The 24,181-nt window shown below is 46.0% G+C and carries 23 protein-coding genes and 1 pseudogene; 13 read left to right on the forward strand and 11 right to left on the reverse strand.

The window, feature by feature from the left end; all coding sequences use genetic code 11:
* Positions 1-602 precede the first annotated feature (602 nt).
* Positions 603-851, reverse strand: coding sequence for a Ycf34 family protein (locus tag J7545_RS00265; RefSeq protein WP_318702096.1), 249 nt, complete (start codon positions 849-851; stop codon positions 603-605).
* A 194-nt stretch (positions 852-1,045) separates the two neighbouring features.
* Between J7545_RS00265 and J7545_RS00270 the strand changes: the two genes are divergently transcribed.
* Positions 1,046-2,302 carry a hypothetical protein gene (locus tag J7545_RS00270; protein ID WP_318702095.1) on the forward strand — a complete coding sequence of 419 codons (1,257 nt, stop codon included), beginning with the start codon at positions 1,046-1,048 and terminating at the stop codon, positions 2,300-2,302.
* 185 nt (positions 2,303-2,487) lie between these two features.
* Here the strand turns inward: J7545_RS00270 and J7545_RS00275 are convergent.
* Positions 2,488-3,063, reverse strand: a pseudogene (locus tag J7545_RS00275) (sensor histidine kinase); the annotation flags it as partial.
* Positions 3,050-3,475, reverse strand: coding sequence for a hypothetical protein (locus tag J7545_RS00280; RefSeq protein WP_318702093.1), 426 nt, complete (start codon positions 3,473-3,475; stop codon positions 3,050-3,052). The gene J7545_RS00280 and the pseudogene J7545_RS00275, both read right to left, overlap by 14 nt.
* A gap of 201 nt (positions 3,476-3,676) precedes the next feature.
* Here J7545_RS00280 and J7545_RS00285 point away from each other — a divergent pair, with 201 nt between their 5' ends.
* Positions 3,677-5,620 carry a C1 family peptidase gene (locus J7545_RS00285; RefSeq protein ID WP_318702092.1) on the forward strand — a complete coding sequence of 648 codons (1,944 nt, stop codon included), beginning with the start codon at positions 3,677-3,679 and terminating at the stop codon, positions 5,618-5,620.
* A gap of 33 nt (positions 5,621-5,653) precedes the next feature.
* On the opposite strand, the gene J7545_RS00290 is transcribed toward J7545_RS00285, so the two are convergent.
* Entirely contained in the window at positions 5,654-6,019 is a 366-nt protein-coding gene (locus J7545_RS00290; protein WP_318702091.1) for a hypothetical protein, read from the reverse strand.
* 115 nt (positions 6,020-6,134) lie between these two features.
* On the opposite strand from J7545_RS00290, the gene J7545_RS00295 reads away from it, so the two are divergent.
* From J7545_RS00295 to J7545_RS00305, 3 genes are all read left to right on the forward strand, one after another.
* Complete coding sequence (locus J7545_RS00295; protein WP_318702090.1) at positions 6,135-6,842, forward strand: SEC59/DGK1/VTE5 family protein; 708 nt, start codon at positions 6,135-6,137, stop codon at positions 6,840-6,842.
* A 90-nt stretch (positions 6,843-6,932) separates the two neighbouring features.
* Complete coding sequence (locus J7545_RS00300; RefSeq protein ID WP_318702089.1) at positions 6,933-7,505, forward strand: DUF3038 domain-containing protein; 573 nt, start codon at positions 6,933-6,935, stop codon at positions 7,503-7,505.
* Positions 7,506-7,532: 27 nt separating this feature from the next.
* Complete coding sequence (locus J7545_RS00305; RefSeq protein ID WP_318702088.1) at positions 7,533-8,879, forward strand: DUF4335 domain-containing protein; 1,347 nt, start codon at positions 7,533-7,535, stop codon at positions 8,877-8,879.
* Positions 8,880-8,960: 81 nt separating this feature from the next.
* On the opposite strand, the gene J7545_RS00310 is transcribed toward J7545_RS00305, so the two are convergent.
* Positions 8,961-10,580: an ABC transporter ATP-binding protein gene (locus tag J7545_RS00310; RefSeq protein WP_318702087.1), complete on the reverse strand. Its 1,620-nt coding sequence runs from the start codon at positions 10,578-10,580 to the stop codon at positions 8,961-8,963.
* Positions 10,581-10,767: 187 nt separating this feature from the next.
* On the opposite strand from J7545_RS00310, the gene J7545_RS00315 reads away from it, so the two are divergent.
* Complete coding sequence (locus J7545_RS00315) at positions 10,768-11,637, forward strand: DUF488 domain-containing protein (RefSeq protein WP_318702086.1); 870 nt, start codon at positions 10,768-10,770, stop codon at positions 11,635-11,637.
* Complete coding sequence (locus tag J7545_RS00320; protein ID WP_318702085.1) at positions 11,637-12,359, forward strand: hypothetical protein; 723 nt, start codon at positions 11,637-11,639, stop codon at positions 12,357-12,359. The genes J7545_RS00315 and J7545_RS00320 overlap by 1 nt, the downstream gene beginning before the upstream one ends.
* Here the strand turns inward: J7545_RS00320 and J7545_RS00325 are convergent.
* Positions 12,356-13,504: an MSMEG_0565 family glycosyltransferase gene (locus J7545_RS00325; RefSeq protein ID WP_318702084.1), complete on the reverse strand. Its 1,149-nt coding sequence runs from the start codon at positions 13,502-13,504 to the stop codon at positions 12,356-12,358. The two genes, J7545_RS00320 and J7545_RS00325, sit on opposite strands and share 4 nt — an antisense overlap.
* Before the next feature lie 134 nt (positions 13,505-13,638).
* Positions 13,639-14,919 (reverse strand): MSMEG_0569 family flavin-dependent oxidoreductase, encoded by a 1,281-nt coding sequence (locus tag J7545_RS00330; RefSeq protein ID WP_318702083.1) that lies wholly within the window; start codon positions 14,917-14,919, stop codon positions 13,639-13,641.
* Positions 14,920-15,242: 323 nt separating this feature from the next.
* Between J7545_RS00330 and J7545_RS00335 the strand changes: the two genes are divergently transcribed.
* Positions 15,243-16,697, forward strand: coding sequence for a LuxR C-terminal-related transcriptional regulator (locus J7545_RS00335; RefSeq protein ID WP_318702082.1), 1,455 nt, complete (start codon positions 15,243-15,245; stop codon positions 16,695-16,697).
* 54 nt (positions 16,698-16,751) lie between these two features.
* Here the strand turns inward: J7545_RS00335 and J7545_RS00340 are convergent, their stop codons facing one another.
* Positions 16,752-17,315, reverse strand: coding sequence for a cysteine hydrolase family protein (locus J7545_RS00340; protein WP_318702081.1), 564 nt, complete (start codon positions 17,313-17,315; stop codon positions 16,752-16,754).
* A 135-nt stretch (positions 17,316-17,450) separates the two neighbouring features.
* Entirely contained in the window at positions 17,451-17,732 is a 282-nt protein-coding gene (locus J7545_RS00345; protein ID WP_318702080.1) for an MSMEG_0570 family nitrogen starvation response protein, read from the reverse strand.
* Between the two features lie 303 nt (positions 17,733-18,035).
* Between J7545_RS00345 and J7545_RS00350 the strand changes: the two genes are divergently transcribed.
* From J7545_RS00350 to J7545_RS00360, 3 genes are read left to right on the forward strand one after another with little or no spacing between them, the layout of a single operon-like run.
* Positions 18,036-18,518: an MSMEG_0572/Sll0783 family nitrogen starvation response protein gene (locus tag J7545_RS00350; protein WP_318702079.1), complete on the forward strand. Its 483-nt coding sequence runs from the start codon at positions 18,036-18,038 to the stop codon at positions 18,516-18,518.
* A gap of 49 nt (positions 18,519-18,567) precedes the next feature.
* Complete coding sequence (locus J7545_RS00355; protein ID WP_413039005.1) at positions 18,568-19,599, forward strand: Nit6803 family nitrilase; 1,032 nt, start codon at positions 18,568-18,570, stop codon at positions 19,597-19,599.
* Complete coding sequence (locus J7545_RS00360) at positions 19,596-20,687, forward strand: MSMEG_0568 family radical SAM protein (RefSeq protein WP_318702076.1); 1,092 nt, start codon at positions 19,596-19,598, stop codon at positions 20,685-20,687. Before J7545_RS00355 ends, J7545_RS00360 begins: the two co-directional genes overlap by 4 nt.
* Positions 20,688-20,903: 216 nt before the next feature.
* On the opposite strand, the gene J7545_RS00365 is transcribed toward J7545_RS00360, so the two are convergent.
* Together J7545_RS00365 and J7545_RS00370 are read right to left on the reverse strand one after the other, a co-directional pair.
* On the reverse strand, positions 20,904-21,041 hold the full coding sequence (locus tag J7545_RS00365; protein ID WP_318702075.1) for a thymosin beta: 138 nt from the start codon (positions 21,039-21,041) through the stop codon (positions 20,904-20,906).
* 61 nt (positions 21,042-21,102) lie between these two features.
* Entirely contained in the window at positions 21,103-22,230 is a 1,128-nt protein-coding gene (locus J7545_RS00370; RefSeq protein WP_318702074.1) for an actin, cytoplasmic 2, read from the reverse strand.
* Between the two features lie 265 nt (positions 22,231-22,495).
* On the opposite strand from J7545_RS00370, the gene J7545_RS00375 reads away from it, so the two are divergent.
* Positions 22,496-23,032 carry an MSMEG_0567/Sll0786 family nitrogen starvation N-acetyltransferase gene (locus J7545_RS00375; RefSeq protein ID WP_318702073.1) on the forward strand — a complete coding sequence of 179 codons (537 nt, stop codon included), beginning with the start codon at positions 22,496-22,498 and terminating at the stop codon, positions 23,030-23,032.
* A gap of 3 nt (positions 23,033-23,035) precedes the next feature.
* A complete protein-coding gene (locus J7545_RS00380) occupies positions 23,036-24,025 on the forward strand; it encodes a sll0787 family AIR synthase-like protein (protein WP_318702072.1) in 990 nt (329 codons plus the stop codon).
* The last annotated feature ends 156 nt before the right edge of the window (positions 24,026-24,181 follow it).

Below are 24,181 nucleotides of genomic sequence, written 5' to 3' on the forward strand. Positions count from 1 at the left end.
ACTCCTTCCAATGTGGCTCTTCTTTAGCTGAAGAATTAATGGAGTGCAAACCTCATAAGCGGTGGTTTTTTCCCCAAGGGCTACAGGCTCTATCCCTTATACAGTCTAGTTTTTAGCCTCCTTGTCACCCCTTAAGGGGGAGCTGATGTCAATGCTATCAGTCGTAAGAATGAATATGCACTGATGAACGCAGCTTCTAAAGGATGTCAGGAGATATGTAATTATCTAGCCCCTCTGACTTCACCGGAACTACGGAAGTGGGTAGAAAAACTACATCCCCAAATGGTTCCAAGCGAGGCACCTAGAAAAATTGATATTCTGAGTCATGTGAGAAAGAGTGTTCGACGTTACAATCGTCGCCAATCACAAAAATAGACCTCTTGCATAATTGTGCAGAAAATAAATGGCAATGGAGTAATCCTGCATTCTTACCCCTATTCCCTATTCCCTATTCCCTGACTTCTGCAAGAAGTCTAATGATTGACGTGAGATGGGGAAACTAAGACTTCTATTGCTCTATGCTTAGTCTAGAAGAACAGGGCAATAATTTAGGCTTGTCTAATTCTCCATGTCTTGAGCATCTCCCCATCCCTGTGTCTACACTATGTGGGAATCAACTCCCCAGGACGTAACCTTGACCATTTACCCTGTTCTTGTTTAAAACTCTCACATCCGACCACATCCCACTCCATCTCAATGATCTCTCCCTGGTGGCGGATATTGACATTAATTTCAGGGTTGATGGCTTCAAAATCTGGATTTTCCGTCAGATGGGGTTGTTGGTGTTGACCTTCCACGGCATGATAGGTAAGGCAACGGTCTACATATTCGCAATTGACACAAATGCACATAAGCCAACATCAAGCTAAAACATCACAATAGAAAAAGAGAAGGATAAAGCACGCTCCTCTTTCCTCATACCAATTCTCGATCGGTTTGGGCTTAACCATTGGCTGAGAGCAACTTACCTGGAATTGGTATCCCTCTGCTAATCTAACCTATTCCTTCTTGAAATTGCCCAAATGTGTTCAGATTGTAATTCACCATGCTTGACTTAACTGGTGTAGCTCTTAGTCCAGAAACCTGGCCTTTTGATTTAGAATCGCTTCCCGAAGATACTTGTTTAGTGGGGGGAGCGGTGCGCGATAGCCTGCTGAAACGGCAACGGGATTATCTGGATCTGGATTTTGTGCTGCCGGAAAATGCTGTAGAAACGGCGCGTCAGATTGCTAAATTCTATGATGCGGGGTTTGTGGTGTTGGATGCCAGGCGGCAAATTGCGCGGGTGGTGTTTGAAAATGCCACAGCAGATTTTGCCCAACAGGAGGGAGAAACCCTACATCTTGATTTAAAGCGGCGGGATTTTACGGTTAATGCGATCGCCTATAATCCGTTTACCCAGACCTTAATTGACCCATTGGAAGGCTGTCAAGATTTACAACGCCAACTCATCCGTATGGTATCGGCGCAAAACTTGGCTGACGATCCCCTAAGACTGCTACGAGCCTATCGCCAAGCGAGCCAATTGGGGTTTACCCTTGACCGAGAAACCCAAAAAACTCTAATTAGGTTAGCACCAAAGTTGCGTCAAGTCGCAGCCGAACGGGTACGGATGGAGTTAGGGTATTTACTGAATTTACATTCGGGAAGTGAAGCGCTGGAGAAGGCTTGGAAAGATGGAGTGTTAACGGGTTGGTTTCCCCATAGCTGTGCAGAGCGGGTGACTCAAGTCCATCAGGTGGATCGGATTGCAGAGGAATTGAGCGATCGCTGGTCTCAATTACGAGAACACTTTAATCAACCCATTCTCGCCAGCCAACCCACCAATAGAATCAGTTTAGCTAAACTGATTCTGTTTATCTCCCCAGAAGTCCAAAAAGCTGAGGCAGAACTAAAATCCTTGAAATTGAGTCGTGCTGAAATTCGTGCGGCGATCGCCGTTTTGCAGCGCTTACCAAATATCCTCTACCCGCAACAGATGGACTTGCGAGACCAGTATTTTTTCTTCCAAGCGATCCGTTCCGTTTTTCCGACACTGATGCTCTTAGCACGGGTGAGAGGGGTTGCTGTGGAGGCGATTGCGCCCTTGTGCGATCGCTTCCTCAATCCCAACGATCCTGTCGTTTATCCCCAACCCCCGATCGCGGGTAATACCTTGATTGAATCCCTTAATCTATCCAAAGGCAAGTTAATCGGTCAATTATTAACCGAAATTCAGATCGCCCAAATTGAAGGCAAGGTTAGCACCCAAGCAGAGGCGATCGACTTTGCCCACAATTGGCTCAAACCCATTAAACCTTAGCAGAGAAGGAGTTGGTTAGGATAGTTAGGTTATGGTTTGAGGCAATAGGCAATGGGTAATAGAAAATGTCCTAACTCTCCCTTTCTCTGCTATGGGACATTTTCTATTGCTAGAAGGCTTCGCACTCTACCCCTCTTCTGTCACTCTAGGAAGACCATGACAGCGCTTTGTGCTGTAATTTTATCTCAAGTTCTCGGAAGAACGCAATTCTCAACAACCAGAGGCAACATCATCTCAAATTTAGCCCCTTTTCCAGGTTGGGAGAAACAATTCAGTTCTCCCTGATGTTTTTCCGTAATAATTTGATAGCTAATTGCCAAACCAAAACCTGTGCCTTTACCCACCGGTTTCGTAGTAAAGAAGGGATCAAAAAGTTTCTCAATGGACTTTTCACAAATACCTAAGCCATTATCTTCAATCACAATTTTTACCCTCTTCTGGACTGGGTAAGTTTGAATGCGAATATAACTGGGATTTTGCTTAATTTCTTCATAGGAACGATTTTGATTATATTCATCCAACGAATCAATCGCGTTAGAGATCAAGTTCATAAAGACTTGATTAAGCTGTCCTGCATAGCATTCAACTCGAGGAATATTGCCATAGTCTTTAATGACCTGAATTTCTGGATGTTCGGGTTTCGCTTTCAGACGATTTTGCAAAATCATTAACGTGCTATCTAAACCTTCATGAAGATCCACTTCTTTGACCTGGGATTCATCCATTCGTGAGAAGGTACGTAGGGATTTAATAATTTCCTTGAAAAACGATGGCGATTAAGGCTAATCCCACAAGCAAAAAGTTTAAGGCAGTGTTGATCGCCATCCGTCCCGGAGAAGCGTTGGCAACAGCATCTACTGAATCTTTGAATACCAGTTGATCGATTCCAAAATCTATAGTTGAGACATATTGAACCAAGGTCAAAAAACTAATTAAAAATACCAAAATTGCTGAACTTTGGGAAGTCAAACGAGTTTTATTTGTCCCTGGGTCTTGATACCATGCCCATAGGGAAATACCACTAAAAAGAAAGCAAAAAGCAGTGTTTGCTTTCATGGTCACTAGACCTGGTAGCACACTTTTGAGGAGTCCAATATCAAAAAACCAGCCAATGATTACTATAAATCCAATCCAAAATACAGCGATCGCACTCTGTTTTGAGACTTTTTGCAAATTTGCGATTAATAACTTAGAGTGATAAATCACTGTTTTTTAAATACATCTTTATAGACTTGAATGAGTTTACCACTTTTTTGATTTTTTTGTAATTGCAGTTAAAATCTCATGAAATCTTTAGATTTGTAAATAAATTCTGGTTAAAGTTTAAGGTTAGCCATAAAATCAACTCAGTTGCTAATACCGTATTCCCCATTCATGCATAGTATCCTCAAAGTTGTCGATCGCATCCTAGACACCCGTCCCGATACCCTCGACTTTCGCGACCAACTCTACGAAGCGACCCTAGTAGATGTTCCGGCTCGCATCGACCTGGAAGAATACAGGAAACTGAATATTCCCATTCTGGATCAAGGACGGGAAGGGGCTTGTACTGGGTTTGCCCTAGCTACAGTTGCCCATTATTTGCTGGCGAAACGCTATGGGTTAAACAATCTGACTCCAGTTAGCCCCTGGATGTTGTACGCTATGGCCAAACGCTACGATGAATGGCCGGGAGAAGACTACGAAGGATCGAGTGCCAGAGGAGCCATGAAAGCCTGGCATAAACACGGAGTGTGTAGCGATCGCCTCTGGACCCATCGCTCCGGAAAAGTGAAACGAGACCTGACGGGAACTCAAGCCTCGGATGCATCCCAACGCCCCCTGGGAGCCTATTATCGGGTGAATCATAAAGACTTGGTTGCCATGCATAGTGCGATCGCAGAAGTCGGAATCCTTTATGCCACAGGACTCGTCCATGAAGGCTGGGAAAGAATCGACTCAGATGGCGCGATCCCCCTCAAAGAAACGATTCGAGGCGGCCATGCCTTTGCTCTAGTGGGCTATGACGAACGGGGCTTTTGGTTCCAAAACTCCTGGGGCAATACCTGGGGCAAAAATGGCTTTGCTCTGATCGCCTATGATGATTGGCTGCTCAACGGAACTGATGTTTGGGTCGCGCGTTTGGGGGTTCCGATTATCCTCAATAATCCCATTCCCAGAAAATCTCAGTCACGCAGTAGTCAGCAAAAAACCAGCGCTATCTATGCGAATTTGCGTCCTCACTTAATCAGTATTGGTGCAGATGGGGCATTAAGCGACAATGGAACCTATGCAACCTCCTCTGAAGCTGTCCAGAGAATTTTAACCGAAGACTTTCCCCAGATGAGCGAATCTTGGCAGAAAAAACGCCTCTGTCTATTTGTCCCAGGGGGTTTACAGTCAAAAGACCAGGTGGTTGAAGCGATGACCAACTTGCGGCAAGTCTTCCTCAATCAAGAAATTTATCCCCTTGCTTTCCTCTGGAATAATGAGTATGGTGCAACGTTAACGCAGATTCTGCAAAATGGCTTAAAGCAGCGGCGACCCGAAGGCACAGTAGAAGACAATCAGGATTTTATGCTCGATCGCCTCGATGATGCCCTAGAACCGCTTGTCCGTCCAGAGGGAAGTCTTCAATGGAGTGTGTTGAAAACCAAAGCCTTACAAGCAGCCAAAATCTACAATGGGGGAATACGCTTAATTTTGCAATTTATCGATCGATTGCAAAAACAAGAGCCGAATCTAGAAATTCATCTCGTTGGTCATAGTTTAGGCAGTTTGCTCTTAGAACCCTTGGTACAACTGTTAACCACAGACGGTTTAATTAGCGGTTCCCTCCTGGGGGGAGATGTGGGCTATGGTCAGGCGATCGCCTCCTGTACCCTCTGGGCCCCTGCTTCCACTCTATCAGCGTTTCATGAAAGTTATGGCCAGGCGATCGCCAACAACAAAATCGGCAAATTCACCCTGTTTACCCTCACCGATGAAGCGGAAAATAACGACCAATGCGCTAACATTTATCACCGCTCTCTACTCTATCTGATCGCCCATAGCTTAGAAGAAAAGCCCCGAATTCCCTTTTCGCCCACCCATGCTCAAGGAACGGCGATCGCTGGAATGGAGAAATTTATCCGCCAAGATGAACAACTGCAAAGTTGGATCGCCTCTGGCAAAGTGGATTGGATCTTAGCGCCCAATACCGGTTCCCAAGGCGCTCAATTCCATTGTGCCGCCCGCACCCATGAAGGCTTTTCCCAAGATCCAGCGACCTTAAGAGCAACCTTAGCTCGTATTCTGGGAGAACCCGAAATGGAGGAGAGCGAAGAGACTCAACAGTAGGCGATCGAGAGGCACAAGGTTGAGCGCATTTGATTAACGCTCTTCCGGAGGATGCCAACCGGCTGAAACCCAAGCTTGTCTTACAGCTACAGCATAGGGATTATTCAATTTTAAGGCGATCGCTGTTGCTCGCCCACAGGCTGTAATCCCCTGAATCCTTGTGCCATCTTCCAACCCAGTAAAATGGGAAGACCATTGTTGCTCACGAGGGTTGTATAACTCTACCTTTTTCTGGCTAGATATGGATTTTAGATCTAATCCATTACTCCTAACGGGTGGAATTAAGGAAATTATGGTATCGGCTAAAACGCTGGCTAAATCTCGGTTAGCCAGTTGTGCAAAACGTTTAGCCTGTAGATAAACATCATCAGGTAAGGTAATAGTGATTTGGGTACTCATGGGTTGGCATCAGACTTGAGTATTTTCAGGATAACGAGAAAATGTAGCTCACCTAGGGCCGAATTCTGGCAGAATCAGACATAGAGCAGTCGAAAACTGGAAACCGTAGGCGATCGTGTCCATTTCCCCCGTCTTTACTTTAGAGCTAAAATTTCTCACCATCAGTCTATGGCTAGGATTCATCTTCTTTGCCTCGGTCTGGCTGAGTCGTTATCCTTGGGCGAATGCGGAAATCATTCGTAAGGTGGTCCATATTGGCTCAGGAAATGTGATTCTGTTGGCCTGGTTCTTCGATATTCCTGCTTGGGTGGGGATAGCTGCCTCGATTGTATTTAGTGCGATCGCCCTGTTATCCTACTCTTTCCCCATCCTACCGGGCATTAATGGCATCGGTCGCCAAAGTTGGGGGACATTTTTCTACTCGGTGAGTATTGGTCTGCTCATTGCCCTCTTTTGGCCGTTGCATCAACCCTATTATGCTGCTCTGGGCATTTTGATTATGACTTGGGGCGATGCTCTAGCGGCCTTAGTGGGGCAAAATTTTGGTACACGTCCCTATTCCCTAGGCACGATTCAAAAAACCTGGGAAGGAACGACAACCATGTTTGCGGTCAGTTATCTGATCTGTGTCGTGATTTTGCTGCCGGTTTATGGCAATGTGAGCTTGATTTGGATTTCTTCAGCGATCGTTGCTCTGTTTGCCACTATTTTAGAAGCGTTTTCCCGCTTTGGTATTGATAATTTAACCGTCCCGCTCGGTAGCGCGATCCTGGCCTTTGGATTAATGGAAGGCTTAACCCTAGGAGAATTCTATCTCCGTTAACTCTCCCCATGACCCATGCTCCATTGCCCAAATGGTTTCCAAACCTGTAACACTCACACTAGAATCAATACCATGCCCTATGCTTAAATCATGCCTTCACCCGTGAAGTCGCCTAAATCAAAGTCCCAATTGCCCTTGGATCAAGTCCCCGATCTAGAGCAACTTGACAATATTAAAACCCAATTAGATCTGATTTTACTGGCACTGGAGGCCTTGGCGGGGATTGGCTCCGAAGCCATGCTACAAGCAGCAAGTAAACTTAATTTACCAGGAGTTAGCGATCGCGTCAGCTTGTGGCGTTTACGTCAAGCGAGTCCCTTACGCAAAGGGAGTGGCCGGAAAAAATTGGATGTCGAAGAGGCGCGATCGCTCGTGTTAATCTGTTGTGAATTAGCCCAAAATCACCAAGAACGGATTCGCCGTGCAGTCGGACTACTTGAACAACTAACGGCCGAAGATCGCCCCCCACATACGATGTCCCTCCTGGGGGATTATCTCGACACTTTTACCAATACTTATCAAGAGCGAATGCTCGACGGTGAAGACATCTCCCCCGATGAGCTTACCCCCCTAGCCCTCAAACTCCTAATCGATCTGCTCTTTTACTCAAGTCCCGGAGGCCCTCGTCGTCTCTGGTTAGCCCTCCTAGACCGCTCCCTCTGAATTCATTATTAATTATTAATTGATCCCATGAGTTCCTCCGTCATCCGACGCTATACCCCACCCACCTGCACCCTAGAAATTATCGGTCAATCTTCTCCCCTCTCGCGATGGATGAAACAACCGGTAATCAAAAACCTGCGCTTTCGCTTACATTTCGATGACCCACGGAAAGGAACAGAGGCTAAAATTACGGTTAAGGGCGATCGCACCCAACTTGAAAGCCTCTGCGATCTTGTTACTACCACCGTTCAAACGCTCCTCACCCAGTCTCCTCCAACCGAACCCAAACGCCTCACCCAACATCAACTCAACCTCGGCCCCTTCGGAGAAGATGACAACGACCTCACCGTTACCCTCAGCGCTTTGCAACTGTTCGATCTGGCCACGGCGATCGAACAATATACCTTAGATCTCGTTACTCTCCCTGAAGAAGTCGAAACGCCTAAACCCATCTCTCCACCCAACCCAACCTTAAGATTTGTGGCTAGTTTCCTGCTAGGTCTCGGCATCACCGCTACCAGTGTCATCATCTTGAAAGACTTGTATCCCTATCCAGAAGCGAGTTTTGAAACGGCCACTCAACCCCAGAGCGAAAAGGCGACTCAAAGCCCACAGATTGAGGATAACGCCTCAATTGCCCAACAACCCACTGTTCCCTCTGCCCCCCTAGAGGAAGTCCCCTCACCCTCACCCTCTCCCATGACTTCCGATGAAAAACTACCTCCTCCTCCCCCTGTGGGAGAGACTACCCCTGAATCTCCCGATCCTCCTCCTGTTGCCCATGCGATCCCATCCGAACCTCCGAGTATAGCCGCTTCAGCTCCCCCTCCTGCACCCAGTTTTCCGCCACCTGAGCCGGTCTTGAGTGCCCCTACTGAGGGCATCGCGCTCCCCCCCCCTATCCCTTTAGACGAACCGGAATCAGCGGCTATTTTACCGGCTCCTGACGCTGAACTCCCCGCCCTTGCACCGGCACCCTCCCTAGAGCGTCCCCCCACAGAACTTGATGATGTGATTCCTCCGACAGAAGCTCAAAGTGCTTCTCCTCCGTTAGACCTGAGTGCAAGAGCGGAACGTAACCTATTTGATAATATTCCCCAAGTTGCTGAAGCCCGGCAATATTTTGAACAGCGCTGGACTCCTCCAGAAAGTTTAAATAAAACCATTGAATATAATATTACGCTGAATGTCGATGGCACAGTTCAAGGCATTTCTCCCCTCGGAGAAACCGCCGCCACTTATTTAGATCGCACGGGAATTCCGTTACTGGGTGAACCTTTGGTTTCCCCCCTAGAAAGTAATCTTCAACCTCGCTTGCGTGTTGTTTTTAATCCTGATGGTACAGTACAAACTTTCCTGCAATCTTCTGAATAGGGAATAGACAGCACTTGTTATGGAATAAGCAATACTAGCTATTCCCCATTCCCCATTCCCCATATTCCCTAGCGCGAAGCGCTACATCGCCAGTAAGGGAGCAGCAGCAAGCAGGGTTTGGGTGTAGGGATGTTGGGGATGGGTAAAGATTTCGTGGGTGGTGTTGAGTTCGACAATTTTACCTTGATTCATGACCGCGATGCGATCGCATAAAAATCGCGCTACCCAAAGGTCATGGGTGATGAACAGATAGGTGAGTTCAAACTCCCGTTTCAGGTCTAACATCAGTTGTAGCACCTGTGCTTGCACGCTGGCATCGAGCATACTGACGGGTTCATCGCAGATCACCAGTTTCGGCCGCGTAATCAGAGCGCGGGCGATCGCCACCCGTTGCTGTTGTCCCCCAGAAAGTTCCCCTGGATAGCGAGAATAGTAGGTTTCTGTGGGGGTTAAACCGACTCTTTCTAGCATCTCTGTGACCCTTGGTTTCGCCGTCTTGGGGGTTTCTAGACCATGAATGAGGAGGGGATCAGTAATGCTCTCACCGACTGTCATGAGGGGATTTAAGCAGGCGTGAGGGTCTTGGAAAACCATTTGCATCTGTTGACGCAGTTGGCGCAGAGATTTACGGTTGATAGAGGTAATTCTATTACCCAGAAATTCGACCTTGCCGGAGGTGGGTTTAATCAGTTGTAAAATGGTGCGCGAAAGGGTACTTTTTCCACAACCCGATTCTCCCACCAGTCCTAAAATTTCCCCCGGATAAAGTTCAAAGTTCACCCCATCCACGGCTTTGATGACGGTTGCGTTTCGGGTAAAGAGTTGTTGGATTAAATTGCTCTCTAAGCTGTAATGCTTATTCAGATTGTCCACTTGAAGTAAGGGTTGCTTTTCGGGGACAGTCGTCACTGCTTTGGTCTCGATCGCGTGAATATGGAGTGCCGCTTCCAGTAATGATTGGGTATACTCCTGTTGGGGATGAAAGAGTACTTGTTTGCTCAGATCGCGCTCAATTAATTTCCCTTGATACATCACTGCAATTTCCGAGCAGTATTCCCCCACTAAGGCTAGATCGTGGGAAATCAGCAATAACCCCATTTCCCGCTCGGCACATAATCGGGTTAATTCCTGTAGAATTTGGGCAGAGACCGTTACATCTAAGCTGGTGGTGGGTTCATCGGCAATAATCAGCTTCGGATTTAATAATAGTGCCAAGGCGATTGCCACCCGCTGACGCATTCCGCCGCTAAACTCGTGGGGATATTGAGACCATCGGGACGCAGGAATACTAACGGTTTCCAAAACAGCGATCGCCCGATCTTTGGCTTCCCGATAGGATAAAGACTGGTGAGACTGTAGGGTTTCCACACAATGATCGCCAATCGTCATCAAAGGATCGAGACGAGTCATGGGATCTTGGAAAATGAGCGCAACTTCTTCTCCTCGAAACCGTTGGAGTTCCTCTTCGCTTAACCCTAAAACCGATTTTCCCTCAACTTGAATGTCTCCTTGCACCTGGGACTGGGACGGCAACAGGCGCATAATGGCTCGTCCCAGGGTCGATTTCCCACACCCCGATTCCCCCACCAAACCCAGGCGATCGCCCGCTTTCAGGGTCAAGGAGACATCCCTAACGGCCCATTCTGAATGGGGATTGTAGGCGATCGATAACTGGTCAAGCTGTAACAGAGGTGGAGTCATAGGAAAGGATTTATAGAGAAATCGAATATCCTTGACTGTATACCATTTGCAATTTTATAGCACGGTAACCCAAAGATCGTCTCTAGTCTTTTCTTGCTCTTTCTCTGTTCCTAGAAATTGCATCAATAATCCGGGTAATACCCGGATTAAATGTTATAATTACAAAGAGAAATGCTTTGTAAATGCTATGCTTTATCGTCAAAGAATACTGTTAAAAATAATTCAAAAAACCGGGGGAAATGTTTCTCTTTTGCAACTGATGAAATGGTCATTTCTCCTTCATCAAGAAACCCCATCTGGTGGTGGTTCGACTTTTTATGGATTTATTCCTTATCTATACGGACCCTATTCATTCACCCTCAATCGTGAAGTTGATGTATTAGTCCGCAATGGTTTTTTAAAGAAGCAAGAGTCCAATCGTTGGCAACTCACTCCCGTAGGACAACAACAGGAAGTACGTTTGCCTAACCAAATTCATGAAGATATTTCTACCGTAATCAATGAATATGGAAAGTTATCTATATCTGAGTTAAAGAATACAGTTTACCATCATTATCCCTGGTTTACAATAAACAGCACCATAGACAATAAATGCAAACCTGAACGACCAATTGCACCCCTGGCAATTTATACGGCTGGATATGAAAAGAAAACTGTTGATGATTTTCTCAATCTCCTGATGCAATCGGGAATTCAGAAGCTGATTGATGTTCGCTATAATCCTATTGCACGCCGCTATGGTTTTCATAAAAGTACCTTACAAAAGTTGTGTCATTCTCTTGATATTGACTATCAACATCTTCCCGGATTAGGAATTCCTGGAGCCGCTCGCAAAAACTTAAATTCAAGCGATCGCTATCAATCCCTCTTTGAAGGCTATCGTTCTAACTTATGTAATTGCCCTGATGATATCGAGACAGTTATATCCCTCCTAACCTCTCAACCTAGTGTTTTAGTCTGTATGGAAGCCAATCCAGAATGTTGCCATCGCAACATACTTGCTCAGTATATAGCAGGTATAATTAACTTACCCATTGAGCATCTTAGATATTCGTAATGAGCGATCGAGCCATAAAAACCAAAGTTTTGATTACAGTCATGACCTATCCTCATCCATCAAGCAGCTATCAAGAATTAATTTGTACGGCTGGAATTACAGAGAATTATGAATGGGTGAGGCTCTATCCGATTGATTATCGGTATAGAAGTAGAGATCAACAATTTCGTAAATACCAGTGGATAGAAGTAGATCTTTTAGCTCATGGTGATGGGAAAGATCGCCGCAAAGAAAGCAGAAAGCCCATTTTAGAGACTCTACAGATATTGGGAGAGCCTCTTTCAACCAAAAGGGGTTGGCAAGAGCGACGGGACATTATAGATCGAATGCCAATCTACACCGTAAAACAACTGAAAGAATTACATCAATCAGATTGCACTTCTTTAGGCATTGTCCGTCCCACCAAAGTTCTTGATTTAAAAATTGAACCGGATCAATCTGAGTGGAAACCTGAATGGCAACAACTATTTGACCAACTGAAACTATTTGGCCCACCTCAAAAACCTTTGCGTAAAATACCCTATAAATTTCGCTATGTATTTGAATGTGAAGATAGCCATACACCTCATAAGGTGATGATTACAGATTGGGAATTAGGAGTTCTTTGGCTCAAGGAAGTGGATCGATTAGGGGATGAAGAAGAAGCAGCTTTAAGTGTGCGAAATAAGTTCTTCAATGGATTAAATTATTCCATCTCCCTGTCCCTCCATCTCCCTCATTAAAAATCATTGCCGCTCAACAACGTTTGGTAATATTTCCAGTGCATTTGAGCAGAATTCTCCCAAGTATAGCGAGAGAGAATCGATCGACTGTTTTGGATTAATGATTTTCTGGTTTCTGGATCGATGCTTCGTTTCATGGCAATTGCAATCTCATTGACCTGTTCTGCATCCACTAAAAGAGCTTGTTCTAGCGTGAGAAACTCTGTAAAAGGAGGCCGATCGCTAGTTACAACAGGAAGTCCTGATGCGATCGCTTCCATCACCACTAAACCCCAGCCTTCTTTAACTGAGGGAAAGATAAAAGCATCGGCACATCGATAGAGAACCGGCAGATCGCGATCGCCGATCGCGCCCGGTAAAAGTAGCGCTTTTCCTTCCTCTATTCCGAGTCGTTTGACTTCTGCAAAAAAGCGATCCTGATAATCCGAATAATCAAACAGGGTCAGTCCTCCAGCAATAATCAATTGCGCTTGTGGAAACTCAGGTAAAACTTGGGCAAATGCCTGTAAGATCCGAATTGAATTTTTGCGCGGTTCTACCCCACCAATATTGAGAAAAACGGGGTTTCCGACAATCTCCAAACGCTTTTTCAAACTGTTTTCCGAACCCTCTTTGAGCGCAGAAAAGCGCTGAGTATTGACTCCATTAAAGACCACTGGCGCATCAATTTTATATAATCGTTGTAATTCTTGCTGCCAGTAATGACTGACGCAGATACAGCGATCGCTCAGTAAAATTGATTTTTCTTGACAAGTTTGTAAATAAGGGCTGGTGTAATTGTCAATATGATGGACAGTGCGCAGAATGTAAGGAATGGAATAGCCTTGCGATCGCAGCCTCACCAAAGCATTGGCGCTGATACAGTCCTGAGCATGGTAAATATCGTAATTATCTTCATGTTGACTGAAATAATTGACATACTCTTGAATGCGCTGTTCTACCACACCATCAATAGTCTGGGGAGGCGGCTTGGTGGGGACTAAACGATAATTGCAAGTGAGAGGACGGCAAAAATTCCCCCCATCTTTATTCAGAGCAAAGATGCAAACCGAGAGTCCCCTGCGATCGAGAGCTTCGGCTAATTCCATGGTATGAATTACGCCACCGCGAGGTTTGGTTGAGTACGTTAAAAGGGCAACTCGCATAATAGACAATAGACAATAGTTTGCATTGCTAGGGTTTAAATTTTCAAGCCTGTTCCCTAACCTCCACAGATCGCATTTTCAGCCAACCCTAATTCACGATTGATGTAGCAATTTGGTCATTGCGTAAAATGGTTTTACGAGCCGAGTGCAGCTTGCTCAATGACACCCGTGTAGCTCAGATTAAAAGTCTGTTGGGTACTAGCAATATAATTAGCCAGATAAGTCGCATCCCGCGCTATTCCAGAAAAGCGACCCGAACCCCAAGTATACAGCCAAGGTAAACCGAGGAAATATAATCCCGATACTGAGGTTATCCCGCGATCGTGACTGGGATAGCCTTTACCGTCAAAGATGGGAATTTCGATCCATTCATAGTTGGACGTATAGCCCGTACACCAAATCACCGTGCTAATGTTGGCATCGCGATAATTTAACTGCAATACTTCGGTTTTGGGTTCCCATACCGGTTGATAGGGCGTTTCGATGGGAGCCGGAATATTATGTTTCTCAATAAAACCGTCGATGGTGCGTTTAATGCTTTCAGCCACAGCATCGGCAGCATTTAAGTTTTCCTTGAGATTATCTCGGAATTGTAGGCGATCGCCCTCAATATCGACCAGATGTCCGTAGAGTTTCATTCCTTCTGTGGCAAAATGTCGCAGATCGATTTCTCGTCCGCCCCCTCGTCCGGTAACATAATGATTGGTTTTAGTACGGACTTTATGCTTATCCGGATGCTGGTCGATAGAAAGGTCGTAATATCCCATTTGATCGAGCCAATCTACCACATCTTTCCCGCGATATTTCCGAGGGGAACGAGGCGCGCCACCCACGCACAAATGCACGGGTTTGCCCGCAAGATGCAGATCTTCGGCAATTTGACAGCCAGATTGTCCCGTACCAACTATTAAAATTTCTCCATCGGGAAGAGATTCAGGGTTTTTATATTCTGAGGAATGGATTTGTTTGATCTGGGCAGAAAGACGCTCTGATAAGGCGGGAATTTTAGGACGATGGTAACCTCCTGTGGCAATGACAACGGCATCGCAAGTAAATTCGCCAATGCTGGTTTCTAAGGTATATCCTTTGCTCTCCGGACGATGCAACCGTTGAACTTCTACGCCTTCTTTAATCAGAGGATTGAATGATTGGGCATAATCCTGGATGTATTGCACAATTTCATCTCGTTGCATAAATCCATTTGGATCGTTTCCTGGGTAAGTATATCCAGGTAATGTGCATTGCCAGTTAGGCGTAACTAAACAAAAGCTATCCCAGCGCAGCGATCGCCAAGAATAGCCGATCTGATTTTTTTCAAAAATAATGCAATCTATTCCTCTCTCTTGCAGACAATAACTCATGGAGAGTCCAGCTTGTCCTCCGCCAACAATTGCTACTGAATAATGGGTCTTCATCACTAAATTCTCCATCAATAAATGTTTCAGGATTGCGATCTTGGTTCTGGCCAGCGATCTCATTAACGCTCAACATTGCCCTGTTTGCCAGATTAGATTCGGCTTGAGTGTTTTCTTGTATGCCTGGCTACAGAATTCCCAGGTTTGATGCTAAAAATAGGGGCACTTGCCACAAGTTAATTTCTACAACGAAGCCATAACATTACCCCTATCTATTTCCATAGGTAAAAAGCGATCGGACTTGCCTCAACAATGTTTCCAGCTTTACAGAATTCGGCGTGATTTTGGGAATCAATGGAATAGTGCAACTCCTTAGCCTTACTATGTCCGATCCAAGTCCCAATCTGTTGAATGTCCCGCGATTGCTCTTCGATTTGCACCAAGCTAATCGAATTGCCCAAAGTATTTATGGCTGTTTAGATGCTCGAGAAATTGCCAATCGAGTCACGCAAGAACTGGTCGAACAGTTTAATTGTAGGTTAGCTCGAATTTGGTTGGTAGAAGATCACTTTTCTCATCTCAAGCTGGTGGCTTCTTCTGGGTTATATACCAATACGGATGGCTGTTTCGGACAAGTGCCGATGGGAGCGTTTAAGGTCGGGAAAATCGCGCAAAATCGCGTGTCTTTTTTAAGTAATAATCTACCGGATGAACCTTGGGTGAAAGATCGAGATTGGGCTATTCATCATGGTATTCAAGGATTTGCCGGGTATCCTTTAGCCACGCCAGAAACGGTGGTTGGGGTATTAGCGGTGTTTAGTTGCGAACCTCTAGCCCCAGAATTTTTAGAAATATTATTGAGTTTGTGTACGACGGTGACGGTAGCTCTGGGGAATGCGCTGGAATTTGAAAAATCGCAGCATTCTAAGTCGGCCCAGCGATCGCCTCTCAATCTGCCCTCTCCCATGCTCTCGGATCGCTTGGCACATATCTTACAGCGCGTACCCTTAAAATTAGTGGGGACAGAGCGATCGCTACCCATCTCGTTAACTTATCTGTTTTTGCGTTTGGCGGAAGTCGTGCAGCAGCTCAATTGCATGACCTGTTCTTTAATTTACGAACAAGAATTTGCGATTTTGCGATCGATTGTACCGGTTTCTGAGGCGATCGCCCTGGAAGAGAACAGCCTACAAGATAGTTTCCTGCCTCACGAGATCGAGCATATTTCCTTTGCCAGTACTTGTTTGGGAGGACGATTAGAAGCAATTTTAGACAGTCCCCAAACCATTCTCCAAATTGCTCTGCAACTCCCTTATGCCCAAGAGCCAAACCCTATTCGCGTGCGGGTTAATATGCGATCGCCGGCTTTGCAATTTGCCTTTTCGCAAATGGTTGTTGCTGCCGGGTTTAGTCTATGCGTGACTCCCTCAAAAAAGATCCCTTTAATTAGCGATCGCAGTAGTTTAATTCATGAAAGTCAGTATGTGGTTTGGGTGCAGCACGATAGCCCAATTATTCCCAAAACCGTGAAAGCAAAAATCGACTTAGAAACCAATCCCAGACAACTCAGGCAAGCCATTGAAACGATTATGGGTGGAGGAATCTGGGGAATTGAAGATGACACGCAAACCCAACCCACCCTATCCGTACGAGAGCGGGAAGTGATGAAATTGCTGACACAGGGATTGCGCGATCGGCAAATCGCGAATCGGCTTTATATTAGCGAAAGTACCGTTAAGTTTCATATTAACAATACTTTAGCCAAACTCAAAGCCAAAACACGGATGCAGGCTCTCTATCAACTGATGCAAAATGGTTGGTTTGACGATCGGCGTTAAAATATCGAGACTAATACAGCACTTCGCCATAACCCTGGGGCGATCGCCTAGTATTCAGCTTGTTGGATTTGCGATTTCATTTAATACCCACTCAGTAGAACGCACCGTGCAAAATTCGCGATCCAGACTGGCTAAATGAATTCGATGGATATCTTCTGCTGAATATTCGACTCCATCATGTCCGATCCGATCGAACGTTGCAGTAGCATCTGACACCAGTATGACATTGAAACCAAGATTGCCTGCCATCCGAGTTGAAGTTGACACGCAATGATCTGTGGTTAGTCCGACAATTACCAAATTGTTGATGTCTCGCTCTCGCAAGTATTGTTCGAGTTTTGTGCCAATAAACGCACTATTGACTGTTTTTGTAAACTGCTTTTCCCCATCTATTGGCAGGACTTCGTCTTTAAACTCATTACCGGAGCGATCTGGGCGCAGTGGCGAGTCGGGTTCTACCGAACAATGCTGTATATGAATTATGGGTAAATGCTTCCTACGCCATGCAGAAAGCAGTAACGCAATATTCGATTCAGCATTTAAGTTGTTTCTATTGCCCCACCTTGGATTGTCGAAACCTTTTTGCACATCTATGATTAACAAAGCTTTGTTGCACATCGATTTTTCCTGCCCACAGATCGCCCTAAAAGAGATGGCTTATCGTTATTTTAGCGTCAACTGTACTTCATAACAGCAGTTCCTGCTGTATTTTTTAGTTCTGGATGCTCAATACGATCGCCAACGCTTAATCCATTATTCAATAAACTGTAAGACCTTCACCTTAGCATCAGAGGAATAGCGAGTCGAAGCGGTTTCTAACTTCTTTAACTGTCCCAACGCCAAACTACAGGCAAACCCATATTTGGCTTTCACGCGATCGCTGCCTTCTTGCAGAGCCGTGCGCGATCGCACCATAAAATTGGCCAGCTCGTACTCGGTTTGGGCAGTTAAATGCTTTTGTACCACTAAAGAAGGAGAATAGCAAACTTCTCGGATTCCATCGGGCCACTCAATCTCAAAGCGTATTTCTGGCATGGATCAATTGCGATTTGAAATAACAAGGACAACCATCGCCTTGGATTGTAACAGGAAGATCGCCAAGCCTATCCGAAAAAGAATCAATCTATCTGACCACTATCGATTTCGCTAGGGTGCGATCGCAATTTTCCTGACTGGCAATCAATTTATCCGGTTGTTCCTATCCATCTCACTAGACTTGGATTTTATGTAGCTAGACATACAAAAATCAAATTGTGGAGGGCATTAATCTACCTTCGAGAGCAAGGCATGACGTTATGCCAAATCATGCTGAATCTACAAAAAAATTGAGGAATTATCGTGCCAGAAGTAACTACCCCCAAACACCAAGCCGGTGACTTTTTTGTTAATTACGAAGAGAAAGTTTTTCCAGATGTTAAAGCCGAACCTGGTGAAAAAGCCCTGGTTACCTTCCACACGGTTGCCTTTGAAGGTTCCATTGGTTTAGTGAATCTCTTGCAAGCGACGCGCCTGATTCGCAAAGGATTTGAAACCTCAGTTCTTCTTTATGGCCCGGGCGTTACTCTAGGTATTCAACGTGGTTTTCCCAAACTTGGCGATGAAGCGTTCTCCGGACATATGGCCCTGAATAATCAGTTGGTCAAAATTATGGAAGAAGGCGGTAAAGTTTACGCTTGTCGCTTTGCTCTGCAAGCTCTTTACGGTCATGGCGAACCCTCTTTAATCCCTGGAATTATTCCGATTAATCCTCTCGATGTCCTCGATATTGTTTTAGTTCATCGCCAAGAAGGGGCCTTTATCTTGGATTCTTGGACCATGTAATCCATTTCCCATTCCTTGTTCCCTATTCCCTCATCTAAAGCGCTCTATGATGCTCGACTATACTGGCACAATTCGTGCGGCTGCCGCTCAAATTTCTCCCGTTTTATTCAGTCGGGAAGGAACATTAAACAAAGTCCTTGAGGCGATCGCACAAGCCGCCCAACAGGATGCACGCTTAATCGTTTTTCCAGAGACTTTCGTTCCCTACTATCCCTATTTTTCCTTCATTCAACCTCCGGTTCTGATGGGAAAGGAACATATGCGCCTTTATGAGGAGGCCGTAACCGTTCCGGGGCCGGCGGTAGAGGCTGTGGCTCAAGCTGCCAGTCAGTATGGCATGGTGGTGATTTTAGGGATTAACGAACGAGATGCGGGGTCGCTCTATAACACGCAACTGATCTTTGATGCCGATGGCACTTTAGCTCTAAAACGGCGGAAAATTACCCCCACTTATCACGAACGCATGGTTTGGGGTCAAGGAGATGGATCGGGCTTACAAGTGGTCGATACAGCCATTGGTAAAGTGGGCGCACTCGCCTGTTGGGAACATTACAATCCTCTCGCCCGCTATGCGTTGATGGCGCAGCACGAGCAGATTCATTGTTCTCAATTTCCCGGTTCTCTCGTTGGCGATATCTTCAGAGAGCAAATTGAGGTGACCATTCGCCATCATGCTCTCGAGTCGGGGTGTTTTGTGGTCAATGCTACCAGTTGGTTATCTCCGGAACAAGTGCAACAAATTACGACAGATGAGCGCTTGCAAAAGGTGTTGCAAGGGGGATGCAATACCGCTATTATCGGGCCGGAAGGGAATCATTTAGCTACGCCTTTAACGGAAGGCGAAGGGTTGGTGATTGCCGATTTAGATTTTTCGCTGTTGACGAAGCGCAAGCGCATGATGGATTCTGTCGGACATTATGCTCGCCCGGAGTTGTTGCAGTTGCAGATCGATCGCCAACCGAAAGCCATGATGCGTGAAATCATACGCGATCGCAACCCTCTATCGTTTGAGTCGATCGCTGGTTCGTCGAATGGTGGGGGCGCGGAATCTGTCCCGGAGTCTTTAGATATGAAATTATGAATAAACAACGGTTAATTGTCGAATTGCAATCGCAAGGATTGCAACTGACCGGGCAAAATGGAGGAGCATCGGGTCGTCAAGGCGGTGCTGGACCCTCGGATCATAAGGCGATCGCCGTTAATGGGACGACGGTGATGGTTCCAGTCTATACGGGGACGGCCGCTGATTCTCCTTACAGCCTGGCCTCATCTCATACGGAGGCGATCGAGAGTACCCTAGCCCATTGCGGGGAAACCGTTGCTTCGATTTCGTTTCCCCGACAGCCTCGGTTTTATGACCTGAAAACGGCGGAAGGGATTCCCTACAAACAGATTGCATTGCTGCACAGTCATGATGTTTTGGCGACAACAGTTTTGCAAACCTGTATGCGTTATGGCGATCGCGAGAGCGCCTGTCAATTTTGCGCGATCGGGCAGTCGTTAGCAGCGGGGCAAACCATCGCTCGCAAAACGCCCGCCCAATTAGCAGAGGTGGCAGAAGCAGCCGTGCGTTTGGATGGAGTCAAGCAGATAGTCATGACGACGGGAACGCCAAATACGAGCGATCGCGGGGCGGCTTACTTGGCAGAGTGCGCGCGGGCGATTAAACAACGGGTGAATATTCCCATTCAAGCTCAATGCGAACCTCCCGTAGATTTTATCTGGTTCCAGCGAATGCGGGATGCCGGGATTGAAAATTTGGGGATGCATCTGGAAGCAGTAACCCCAGAAGTGCGCGCCAAAATCATGCCGGGTAAGGCGGAAGTTTCCTTAGAATACTACTTTGAGGCGTTTGCCGCAGCGGTCGAGGTTTTTGGTTGGGGGCAGGTGAGTACTTATTTGCTGGCTGGTTTAGGCGACAGTTTAGAGGCATTGATAGCAGTGAGCGATCTCCTGATTCAAACCGGCGTTTATCCCTTTGTCGTCCCTTTTGTCCCGATTACGGGAACGCCTTTGGAGCATACTCCCGCACCGGATAGCGAATTTATGTACCGTTTGTACCAAGCGATCGGGGATTTGTTACGAAAAGCGGGAATGTCATCTCAAAATATGCAAGCCGGTTGCGCCAAATGTGGTGCATGTTCGGCGCTATCGACCTTTGAATCCTAACGTTACGCGATCGCGTGTCGGTCTTTCTCCTCAGTCACCGAGCTGTTTTCTAAAATCAGTTTTGGATAAACAACACGGGCAAAGGAGCAAGAGAGGAAGGGCGATCTCCATCTTGGAATCATCGTAACTTGCCGATCGCTTGAAATGCCCCTACCTCTTTGCGTCTAAATACCTGACTTATCCAAAACTGAGGTTTCTTAGAAGACTAAAGATCCCCTATTCCGGGTTAGCTTCAGCTTTTTCTTGCTCGATCTGTTCTTTAGTCGGAAGCGTATTTTTTTCTTGAGTTTCAGTGTTCTTCAATTTCGATTTATCAAACTTAGCTACTTCCGAGATATCGGGTTTATCTGTCATAGGAATAGACCTCCTGGTTGAAATGATAGGAACGATAAAGAGGTGAACAATGCCGCCAGCTTTAGAAACACTTACGATGGATAATCGATGGGCCGCTTTCCTCGTATTCTTGCCGGCTAATCCACATCTGTTGGAAGGTAGACAAAGAAGCCAGAATAGAGCCACCAATCCACACACTATATTTGCGTTCCGGAGGTGCAATAATCTTGATTTTCATGGTGGGAGGAGCCAGAGCCGAAATTTCTTTCTGCATCCGATCGGCAATTCCTGGGAACATCGTTGTTCCTCCACTCAGAACCGTGTTGGCATACAGATCTTTACGAATATCCACATCGCATTTCATAATCGAATTGTATGTGGTTTCGTGAATTCCCGCCGATTCCATGCCAATAAAGGCAGGTTGGAACAAGGTTTCCGGACACCGGAATCGCTCGTTGCCCAGGGTGATGACTTGGCCATCCGGTAGCTCATAAGATTTTTCTAAAGAACGACTACTGGCTGCTGTTTGCATCTCCTGCTCGAAATCGAGAGCAACATAGCATAATTTTTCTTTAATATCGCGGACAATTTCCCGTTCTGCGGTCGTGTTTAAACTATATCCCCGCTCGGCCAAGATTTTCACTAGATAGTCGGTTAAATCTCGGCCGGCTAAATCGAGGCGAATAATGGCATGAGGGAGGGCATATCCTTCATAAATTGGAACCGTATGACTGACTCCATCGCCAGAGTCTAAAACAATTCCAGTGGTGCGCCCGCTGGCGTAGAGTGAGAGAACGGCTTGAATGGCAACATACATGGCCGGGACTTTAAATGTCTCGAACATAATTTGCGTCATTTTCTCGCGGTTTGCCTTGGGATTTAATGGGGCTTCAGTGAGTAAAACCGGGTGTTTGGAGGGATCGATTTTCAGTTCGTTATAGAAGGTATGATGCCATATCTTCTCCATATCATCCCAGTTGGTAACAATTCTATGTTCGATGGGATTTTTGAGGGTCAGAATTCCTCGTTTGCTCTGGGCTTCGTCCCCAATATAAGAGTCTGGTTGCCCCGTTCCTATGTTCACTCCTTGATGGCGAGGTCTCCCCACAATACTGGGAAAGATGGCTCTTGGGGCATTGTCTCCAGCAAAGCCAGCTTTGACCATTCCTGAGCCATTGTCAATGACTATTGCTGCTACATCATCTGACATAGTGTTTGATTCCATTGGTTAGGTCTTGTCAAGGATAGCCTACCACCATCGTTGTTCGAGATCGGAGTCGCTTTATAAAAAGAATATAAAGAGTCGATCTGGGTAAGTGATATGAAGTGCGTCAGTGTGGGGAGCAAGGAAGAGGGGACAGAATTTAAGGAGAACAACTAGAAAAAAATGAAATTAGTATCGAAATAGTCAAATTCAAGAGGCAAGTGTTTGCTATCTTAATCCCAAGAAAAAATATTATGAGAATCATAAAATTATGCGACATTCCTATCGATTTGAATTAGCACAAACCGCAACAGAGGTGAGAGAATACTATGGGCTGCGCTATGAGATTTTTTGCCAGGAACAGGATTTATTTCGCTGGAGCGATCGCGATGATATTGATGATATCGCTTATCCAATTGTTGCTCTCACCGCTCCCCAGAGTATCTATCAACCGGATATTGCGGCTTGGGAACGAGTGGTGGGAGTTGTACGGATTTATGAGTCTCAGCCGGGTGTTTGGTATGGCGGACGCTTGGGTGTACATCGGCAGCACCGGCGCGGTTGGCGCATTGGCAAAGGTTTAATCGAAAAGGCTGTGCAAACGGCTCAGACTTGGGGCTGCTCGAAGTTTTTGGCAACTGTACAATTACAAAATGTGCGCTTCTTTCAACGACTGCATTGGGATTCATTGCAAGAGTTAAGGATTTGCGATCGCCCTCACCATCTGATGCAAGCGAATCTTGCTTATTATCCTCCCAATGGCGAACTGCGCCCCCAGGGAATCCCTCAGTGGTTAGAGGTTGCTTAAGTTATGGTGGCATTGTCAGACCTCGTCGCACAGTTGCGTTGTTCTTTGGGTATTCGACAGAAGCAGGATATTCAGCTTGCTGCCCGATATCTTGGTGGAAATCCGGATAAAGATCCGGAATCTATTTTACTCGGAGATGACTGTGCGGCGATTTGGCAAGGCGATCGCTATCTGTTATTGGCTACTGAGGGAATGCTCCCTTCTTTAGTCACACAAGAGCCTTGGTTTGCCGGCTGGTGTGCTGTGATGGTGAATGTGAGCGATATCTATGCCATGGGAGGCGAACCCCTTGCTGTTGTCGATACGTTGTGGTTGCCTTCAACCAGCGAGAGTCGTCAACTTTGGGAAGGGATGCAAGCCGCAGCAGAGGCGTATCATGTGCCTATCGTGGGAGGGCATACGAATGGAAATAGTCCCTATAGCGCGCTCTCTGTGGCTATTTTAGGACAAGCTCAACATCTAATAACGAGTTTTAATGCCCAAGAAGGAGATATCTTGTTGATGGCAATTGACTTACGAGGCGAATTTTATCAAGATTATCCCTTCTGGAATGCTGCCACAAAAAGCGATCTCCAACGCCTTCGCGACGATCTGGCTATTCTCCCGCAAATTGCCCATTCTGGCTGGTGCGATGCTGGCAAAGATATTAGTATGGGGGGTGTATTGGGAACAGCGCTGATGTTATTGGAAACCTCTGGATGTGGTGCAGTGATTGACTTAGACGCAATTGTCCAACCCATAAACTGCGATCGCATAGCTTGGTTACAGAGTTTTCCCAGTTACGGGTTTTTATTGAGTGTGCGATCGCAATATGTGCCTTTCATTCAGAAAGCTTTTCACGAGCGGGAATTATCTTGTGAGGCGATCGGTTCTATTAATCAAACTCAGGAACTGACTCTCAAGCTAGGAACAGAACGTGCTAGATTCTGGAATTTAGGAGAAGAACCGTTGATGGGTTGGACCGGTTACAGAGCTTCGCGTGGTAATGGGTAATAGAAAAACTATTTTTCCTCAAGGGGTGACAAGGAGGCTCAATGGTAGAGAGAGTGGTGGGTTGAGGAGGCGATCGGTAAAAGAGTAAAGTGGTCGTGTAGAGACCACAAAAATATAAAAATGCTTCCTCAATTGTACCAGAAAATCCTCGAACCT

Origin of the sequence: Roseofilum sp. SBFL (assembly GCF_017746885.1) — a bacterium.
Lineage (GTDB): Bacteria > Cyanobacteriota > Cyanobacteriia > Cyanobacteriales > Desertifilaceae > Roseofilum.

Bases quoted from the DNA above. Each gene is read 5' to 3' on its own strand.
- J7545_RS00265 (WP_318702096.1), bottom strand. From the start codon at position 851: ATGTGCATTTGTGTCAATTGCGAATATGTAGACCGTTGCCTTACCTAT.
- J7545_RS00270 (WP_318702095.1), top strand. From the start codon at position 1,046: ATGCTTGACTTAACTGGTGTAGCTCTTAGTCCAGAAACCTGGCCTTTT.
- J7545_RS00285 (WP_318702092.1), top strand. From the start codon at position 3,677: ATGCATAGTATCCTCAAAGTTGTCGATCGCATCCTAGACACCCGTCCC.
- J7545_RS00290 (WP_318702091.1), bottom strand. From the start codon at position 6,019: ATGAGTACCCAAATCACTATTACCTTACCTGATGATGTTTATCTACAG.
- J7545_RS00300 (WP_318702089.1), top strand. From the start codon at position 6,933: ATGCCTTCACCCGTGAAGTCGCCTAAATCAAAGTCCCAATTGCCCTTG.
- J7545_RS00305 (WP_318702088.1), top strand. From the start codon at position 7,533: ATGAGTTCCTCCGTCATCCGACGCTATACCCCACCCACCTGCACCCTA.
- J7545_RS00310 (WP_318702087.1), bottom strand. From the start codon at position 10,580: ATGACTCCACCTCTGTTACAGCTTGACCAGTTATCGATCGCCTACAAT.
- J7545_RS00315 (WP_318702086.1), top strand. From the start codon at position 10,768: ATGCTTTATCGTCAAAGAATACTGTTAAAAATAATTCAAAAAACCGGG.
- J7545_RS00320 (WP_318702085.1), top strand. From the start codon at position 11,637: ATGAGCGATCGAGCCATAAAAACCAAAGTTTTGATTACAGTCATGACC.
- J7545_RS00325 (WP_318702084.1), bottom strand. From the start codon at position 13,504: ATGCGAGTTGCCCTTTTAACGTACTCAACCAAACCTCGCGGTGGCGTA.
- J7545_RS00330 (WP_318702083.1), bottom strand. From the start codon at position 14,919: ATGAAGACCCATTATTCAGTAGCAATTGTTGGCGGAGGACAAGCTGGA.
- J7545_RS00335 (WP_318702082.1), top strand. From the start codon at position 15,243: ATGTCCGATCCAAGTCCCAATCTGTTGAATGTCCCGCGATTGCTCTTC.
- J7545_RS00340 (WP_318702081.1), bottom strand. From the start codon at position 17,315: ATGTGCAACAAAGCTTTGTTAATCATAGATGTGCAAAAAGGTTTCGAC.
- J7545_RS00345 (WP_318702080.1), bottom strand. From the start codon at position 17,732: ATGCCAGAAATACGCTTTGAGATTGAGTGGCCCGATGGAATCCGAGAA.
- J7545_RS00355 (WP_413039005.1), top strand. From the start codon at position 18,568: ATGCTCGACTATACTGGCACAATTCGTGCGGCTGCCGCTCAAATTTCT.
- J7545_RS00360 (WP_318702076.1), top strand. From the start codon at position 19,596: ATGAATAAACAACGGTTAATTGTCGAATTGCAATCGCAAGGATTGCAA.
- J7545_RS00365 (WP_318702075.1), bottom strand. From the start codon at position 21,041: ATGACAGATAAACCCGATATCTCGGAAGTAGCTAAGTTTGATAAATCG.
- J7545_RS00370 (WP_318702074.1), bottom strand. From the start codon at position 22,230: ATGTCAGATGATGTAGCAGCAATAGTCATTGACAATGGCTCAGGAATG.
- J7545_RS00375 (WP_318702073.1), top strand. From the start codon at position 22,496: ATGCGACATTCCTATCGATTTGAATTAGCACAAACCGCAACAGAGGTG.
- J7545_RS00380 (WP_318702072.1), top strand. From the start codon at position 23,036: ATGGTGGCATTGTCAGACCTCGTCGCACAGTTGCGTTGTTCTTTGGGT.